Annotated in this window: 2 protein-coding genes; both read right to left on the bottom strand. The window is 76.8% G+C overall.

What is annotated here, in order from left to right; genetic code table 11:
* Positions 1 to 3,429: type I polyketide synthase (locus tag V6V16_RS27440; protein WP_334566785.1), on the bottom strand; the 3,429-nt coding region annotated here is incomplete at its 3' end.
* A 46-nt stretch (positions 3,430 to 3,475) separates the two neighbouring features.
* On the bottom strand, positions 3,476 to 7,444 hold a 3,969-nt coding region (locus tag V6V16_RS27445), incomplete at its 5' end, for an SDR family NAD(P)-dependent oxidoreductase (RefSeq protein WP_334566787.1).

A 7,444-nucleotide genomic window follows, 5' to 3' on the forward strand; every position in this document is an offset into this window, starting at 1 on the left:
GTCGACCAGGCCGCCCCAGCGGTCCGGCTGTTCGAGGGCGACGACCCGGCCCAGGCCCCAGGCCAGGGCGGCCAACGGGTCGGCGAGGGTCTCACCGGCGCCGACGCGGACCGCGCCCCGGGTGAGGCACCAGAGCCGGCCGGGCAGGCCGGCGTCGCCGAGCGCCTGGGTCAGGGTGAGCAGCAGCGCGGCGCCGGCGGAGACGGCCGGGGCGTCCGGCAGCGCCCGGTCGGGGGCGGGCGGCACGCAGAGCACCCCGGCCCAGCCCTGGTCGCCGTGGCGGCGCAGCAGCGCGGTCAGCTCGGCGCGGCCGACCCCGGGGGCGGCGGTGAGGGTGTCGACGTGGGCGCCCGCGCCGGTCAGCGTCCCGGTCAGCCCGGCGTCGTCGGCGTCGGCGGCGGTGACGACCAGCCAGCGGCCGGTCAGCGCCGACGCGGCGGCGGGGCGCACCGGCTCCCAGTCGATCCGGTACGACCAGCCGTCCACCACGGCGTCGCGTTGCCGGGCCCGCCGCCACGACGACAGCACCGGTACGGCCGGGGCGAGGGCCTCGACCGCCGCGGGGTCGTCCTGCACGGCCAGGTGGGCGGCGACGCCGGTCAGGTCGCCGCGCTCCACGGCCGCCCAGAAGTCCCCCTCGGCGGTGTCGCCCGACGCGGTCGGTGCGGCGGTGCCGCCGACCTCGGGCCAGTAGCGCTGGTGCTGGAAGGCGTACGTGGGCAGGTCCACCCGCCGTGCGCCGGTCTCGGCGAACCACGGCTGCCAGTTCACCGCCACGCCGTGCACGTGCAGCCCGGCCAGCCCGGCCAGCAGCCCGTGCGCCTCGGGCCGGTCCCCGCGCTGCGCCGGGACGGCGAGCACGCCGTTCCCGTCAGGCAGGGCGTCGCCGACCATCGTGGTCAGCACGCTGCGCGGCCCGATCTCCAGGAACGTGTCCGCCCCGGCGGCCCGCAGCGCGGCGACGCCGTCGGCGAAGCGGACGGCCCCGCGGACGTGGCGCACCCAGTAGTCGGCCGTACGGATCTCGTCGGCGTCGGCCAGCGCCCCGGTCACGTTCGACACCACGGGCAGCGAGGGCGCGGCGAACTCCAGCCTGTCGAGCACCGCGCGGAACCTGGCGAGCATCGGCTCCATCAGCGGGCTGTGGAACGCGTGGCTGACCGCGAGCCGGCGCGTACGCACGCCCCGGTCGCGCCAGACCCGCTCCACCTCGTCGAGCGCGTCGACGGCACCGGAGACCACCACCGCCGACGGCCCGTTGACCGCGGCGATCCCCACGTCGGCCAGCCCGTCCAGCGTGGCCAGCACGTCCGCCTCGGCGGCCGCGACCGCCAGCATCCCGCCGCCGGACGGCAGCGCCTGCATCAGCCGGCCCCGCGCCGCGACCAGCGCGCTGGCGTGCTCCAGGGACAGCACCCCGGCCACGTACGCGGCGGTGACCTCGCCGATCGAGTGGCCGGCGACCATGTCGGGGGCGATGCCGAAGGACTCCACCAGGCGGAACAGCGCCACCTCGACGGCGAACAGACCGGCCTGCGTGAACACCGTCCGGTCCAGCAGTTCGGCGTCGGTCGAGCCCTCGGCGGCGAAGAGCACCTCGCGCAGGGGGCGCGGCAGGGCCCGGTCCAGGTAGCCGCACACCTCGTCGAGCGCTGCGGCGAAGACGGGGAACTCGGCGTACAGCTCCCGGCCCATGCCGGCGCGCTGCGCGCCCTGGCCGGAGAAGAGGATCGCGAGCTGGCCGCGCGGCGACCCGGCGCCGACCACGACGGTGCCGGCCGGGTCCCCGGCGGCGAGGGCACGCAGCCCGGCGAGCAAATCGTCGCGGCCGGTCGCCGACAGCACGGCGCGGCGGTCCAGGGCGGAGCGGGAGGTGACCGACGAGAAGGCCACGTCGAGCGGACGCAGGGTGTCGTCGGCGGCGAACCGGGCGGCCCAGCGGCCGGCCTGGGCGGCGAGCGCGGCGTCGGAGCGGGCGGAGAGCAGCACGGGGGCCACCGTGCGCTCCGTCGGCGCGGTCGGCTCGGCCTCGGCCTCGACCTCGGCCGGGGCCTGCTCGATGATGGTGTGCGCGTTGGTGCCGGACACCCCGAACGACGACACCGCGGCCCGGCGCGGCCGGTCCGCCGTGGGCCACGGGGTGGCGGCGGTGGCGAGGGTGACCGCCCCGGCGGTCCAGTCGATGTGCGGGGACGGCTCGTCGACGTGCAGGGTCGGCGGCACGACGCCGTGCCGCATCGCCATCACCATCTTGATCACGCCGGCGACACCGGCGGCGGCCTGGGTGTGGCCGATGTTCGACTTGACCGACCCGAGCAGCAGCGGCGCGGCGTCCTCGCGGTCCTGCCCGTACGTGGCGAGCAGGGCCTGCGCCTCGATCGGGTCGCCGAGCCGGGTGCCGGTGCCGTGCGCCTCGACCACGTCCACCTGCTCGGGGGTGAGCCGGGCGTTGCTCAGTGCCTGACGGATGACGCGGACCTGGGAGGGGCCGTGCGGGGCGCTGAGCCCGTTGGACGCGCCGTCCTGGTTCACGGCGCTGCCCCGCACCACGGCGAGCACCGGGTGGCCGTGGCGCTGCGCGTCGGAGAGGCGGGTGAGCAGCAGCATGCCGATGCCCTCGGACCAGGAGGTGCCGTCCGCGGCGGCGGCGAACGCCTTGCACCGGCCGTCGGCGGCGAGGCCGCGCTGCCGGCTGAAGCCGACGAAGACCGCCGGGGTGGGCATCACCGTCACGCCGCCGGCCAGCGCCAGCTCGCAGTCGCCGTTGCGCAGGGCCTGCGCGGCCAGGTGGACGGCGACCAGCGAGGACGAGCAGGCGGTGTCGACGGTGACCGCCGGCCCCTCCAGCCCGAGGGTGTACGCGACGCGGCCGGAGATGACGCTGGTGGCGTTGCCGGTGAGCAGGTGACCCTCACCGTTCTCGGCCTGCGCCATCATGCCGTCGTAGCCGTGCGACGACGCCCCGACGAAGACGCCGGTGCGGCTGCCCCGTACGGCCGGCAGTGGCAGCCCGGCCCGCTCGAACGCCTCCCAGGAGGTCTCCAGCAGCAGCCGCTGCTGCGGGTCCATGGCGACGGCCTCGCGGGGCGAGATGCCGAACAGGTCGGCGTCGAAGTCGGCGGCGGCGTAGACGAAGCCGCCCTCGTTGACGTAGCTGGTGCCCGGGTGGTCGGGGTCGGGGTGGAAGAGGCGGTCCAGGTCCCAGCCCCGGTCGCCGGGGAACGGCCCGATCCCGTCGCCGCCGTCGCGCACGAGCTGCCACAGCGCCTCGGGGCTGTCGACCCCGCCCGGGTAGCGGCAGCTCATCGCCACGATCGCGATGGGCTCGGACTCCCGGGCCTCCAGCTCGCGCAGCCGCCGCCGGGTACGCCGCAGCTCCGAGGTCGTACGCTTCAGGTACTCGACGTACTTCTCGTCCTCGTTGCTCACCGTGGACCTACCTCACTCGGCATGCCGATGTCGTTGCGGCTGGTGGTCACGACGTCTCCAGCTCGCGGTCGATCAGGTCGAAGATGTTCTCGGCGGTGGCCGACTCCAGGTCGTCGTCGCCGTCCGCGTCGGCCTGCCGCTCGGTCAGCCGGTCCAGCAGGCCGTGCAGCCGGTCGGTGATCCGGCGGAACTCGTCGTCGGCCGGGTCGAGCCCGACGAGCGCCGCCTCCAGCCGGTCGAGTTCCCGGGCCGCCGTCGACGTCTCACCCGCCGGCGCCGCCGGGGCGAACTGCCCGGCCAGGTGGACGGCCAGCGCCTCGGGCGTCGGGTTGTCGAAGACCAGCGTCGCCGGCAGTCGCAGCCCGGTGGCCGAGCCCAGCCGGTTGCGCAGCTCGACCGCGGTGAGCGAGTCGAAGCCGAGTTCCCGGAACGCGCGGGTCGGCTCGATGCCGGCCGGGTCGCCGTGGCCGAGGACGACCGCCACGTGCGACAGCACCAGGTCGCGCAGGGCGCGTAGCCGCTTGTCGTCGGGCAGGGCGCGCAGCGTCTCGGCGTACGCCTGCCCGTCGGCGGCCTCGCCGGCCGCGGCCCGGCGGCCGGCGGGACGCACGAGATTCGCCAGCAGCGGGTGGACGGGCGCCCCGGGCGCGACCACCCCGGTGACGATCTTGGCGGGCATCAGCGCCGCACGCTCCGAGCGCCAGACGGCGTCGAAGAGGGCGAGGCCCTCGTCGTCGGCCAGTGCGGCCATGCCGCCCCGGTCGAGACGGCGGATGTCGGCCGAGGCGAGGTGCCCCGTCATGCCGCTGGCCTGGGCCCAGCGGCCCCAGGCCAGTGCTACCGCCGGCAGGCCGAGGGCCCGCCGGTGCTCGGCGAGGGCGTCGAGGAACGCGTTGCCGGCGGCGTAGTTGCCCTGGCCTGGGCCGCCGAACACGCCGGCGGCGGCCGAGAAGAGCACGAACGCGGTCAGGTCGTGGTCGAGGGTGGCCCGGTGCAGGTTCCAGGCCACGTCGACCTTGGGCCGCAGCACCGCGTCGAGGCGCTCGGGGGTGAGCGACTCGACGGTGGCGTCGTCGAGGACGCCGGCGGCGTGCACGACGGCGCGCAGCGGGTGCCGAGGGTCCACCATGGAGAGCACGTCCGCCACGGCGTCCGGGTCGGCCAGGTCGGCGGCGACGATCGACACGTCCGCGCCGAGCGCCTTGAGGTCGGCGAGCAGCTCGTCGGCGCCCTCGGCGTCCGGGCCGCGCCGGCTGACCAGGAGCAGCTGCCGGGCGTCGTGCGCGGTGACCAGGTGCCGGCAGAGCAACGCGCCCAGGGTGCCGGTCGCCCCGCAGACCAGGACCGTGCCGTCGAGGCGGGGCACCTGCGGGATGCTCAGGGCGAGCTTGCCGACGTGCCGGGCCTGGCTGAGGAAGCGGAACGCCTCCGGGGCGCGCCGGACGTCCCACGTACGCCTGGGCAGCGGCCGCAGCGCGCCGCTGGCGAAGAGCGCCATCAGCTCGCCCAGCATCGCGGCGATCCTGTCCGGGCCGGCCTCGATGAGGTCGAAGACCTGGTAGCTCACGCCGGGGTGGTCGGCGGTGACCCGCTCCGGGTCCCGCTTGTCGGTCTTGCCCATCTCGACGAACCGGCCGCCGTCGGCGAGCAGCCGAAGCGACGCGTCGACGAACTCGCCGCTGAGCGCGTTGAGGACCACGTCGACGCCCCGCCCGCCGGTGCGGCCGGCGAACTCCTCGACGAAGTCGAGGCTGCGGGAGGAGGCGAGGTGCGCGTCGTCGAAGCCGGTGGCGCGCAGCGCCGGCCACTTGCCGGGGCTGGCCGTGCCGTACACCTCCGCGCCGAGGTGGCGGGCGATCTGCACGGCGGCCATGCCGACGCCGCCGGCCGCCGCGTGGACGAGCGCGGACTCCCCGGCGCGCAGCCGGGCCAGCTCCACCAGGCCGTACCAGGCGGTCAGGAAGACCACGGGCACGGCGGCGGCGTCGGTGTAGGACCAGCCGTCGGGGATGCGGGTGAGCAGCCGGCGGTCGGTGACCGCGGCCGACGAGAACGAGCCGGAGAAGATGCCCATCACCCGGTCGCCGGGAGCGAGATCGGTGACCCCCGGTCCCACGCCGAGCACGACGCCGGCGCCCTCGTTGCCGAGCACCTCCTGGTCGGGGACCATGCCGAGGGCCAGCACCACGTCGCGGAAGTTCAGGCCGGAGGCACGCATCCCGACCAGGACGTGGCCCGGCGGCAGTTCCCCGGCCGCCCGCGGGCCGGGCAGCAGGGCCAGGTTCTCCAGCGTGCCCTTCTCGGTGACGTCGAGGCGCCACGGCACCTCGTCGACGGGCAGCGGCAGCGCCCCGGCGTCGCGCGCGCGGGCCAGTCGGGGCACCAGCGGCACGCCGTCGCGGACCGCGAGCTGCGGCTCGCCGGAGGCGACGGCCGCCGGTACGGCGGCCAGGGAGGCGGCGGCGTCGTCGGTGTCGAGCAGCGTGAACCGGCCGGGATGCTCGGACTGCGCGGAGCGCACCAGCCCCCACAGGCTCGCCCGGGCCAGGTCCCGGGGGGCCTCACCCGGGGCGGCGCCGACCGCGCCGCGGGTGTGCAGGACCAGCCGGGACCGCTCCAGGCGGGGCTCGCCCAGCCACCGCCGCACCAGCGCCAGCCCGTCGCGGGCCGCGTCGTGCGCGGCGGCGCCGGCCCGCTGCGGGTCCGACTCCGCGCCGGCGCGCAGGTCCAGCACCACATCGGGTACGTCCCCGGACTCCCCGGCCTCGGCGACGAGTGCCGCCAGGTCGGCGTGGGCCCGCACCGGGTGCCCGGCGGCGGTGAGCGCCCCGGCGAGGCCGAGGGTGTCGTCGCCGAGCAGCGCCCAGCGGGTCTCCCCCGCCACCGCGTCGGTGCCCGGCAGCGGCGTCCAGTCCAGGTGGAACACCGAGGTGCGGCGCAGGGCGGCGGCCTCGTCGGCCCGGCCCGCGGCGACCGGGCGGAACGTCAGCGACTCGACGGTCGCGACGGGCTGGCCGGCGGTGTCGGCGAGGGTGACCGCGACGGTGTCCGGGCCGAGCGGGCGCAGCCGCGCCCGCAGCCGGGTGGCGCCGTGGGCGTGCAGGGCGACCGAGCGGAAGGCGAACGGCATCCAGCCCGCACCGGAGGTGTCCGTCGGGTCGCCGAGCAGGTCGGTGACCCCGCTGGCCTGGAGGGCCGCGTCGAACAGGGCCGGGTGCAACCCGAACCGGGACGCGTCGGCGGTCGCCTCGTCGGGGAGGGCCACCTCGGCGTAGACCTCGCCGTCGCCACGCCACACCCGGCGCAGGCCCCGGAAGGCGGGCCCGTAGCCGAGGCCGCCCTCGGCCATCCGCGCGTACCAGGCGTCCAGGTCGGCGTCGACCTCGACGGCGTCGACCGGCGGCCACTGCGCCGGTACGGCCGTGGGGGCGGGCGGGTGCGCCAGCAGCAGGCCCTCGGCGTGCCGGGTCCACTCCGCGTCGGCGTCCTCCTCGGGGCGGGAGTGCACGGTGACGCTCCGCTCGCCGGTGTCGCCGGGCGGGCCCACCCGCACCTGAACCTGCACCGCGCCGGCCGGCGGGAGCACCAGCGGGTTGATCAGCGTCAGGTCGCCCACCTGTCCGGCGTCGACCTCGTCGCCGGCCCGGACCACCATGTCGACCACGCCGGTGCCCGGGACGATCACCGTCCCGCCGACGGCGTGGTCGGCCAGCCACGGGTGGGTACGCACGGACAGCCGCCCGGTCAGCACCACCGTCCCGTCGTCGGCGACGGGTACGGCCGCGCTGAGCAGCGGGTGGTCGGTGTCCTGGAGGCCGGCGGAGCCGACGTCGCGTACGCGGTGTCCGGGCGCGTCCAGCCAGTGACGTCCCCTTTCGAAGGCGTACGTGGGCAGTGCGACGGTGTCGGTCCGAGTCAGGACGGCCGTCAGGTCGACGGGCAGGCCGACCGCGTGGGCGGTGGCGAGGTTGGTCAGCAGCCGCGTCGCGTCGTCGTCACCCCTGCGCAGGCTGCC

The sequence above is a fragment of the Micromonospora sp. CPCC 205561 genome (genome assembly GCF_036906775.1).
Lineage (GTDB): Bacteria > Actinomycetota > Actinomycetes > Mycobacteriales > Micromonosporaceae > Micromonospora.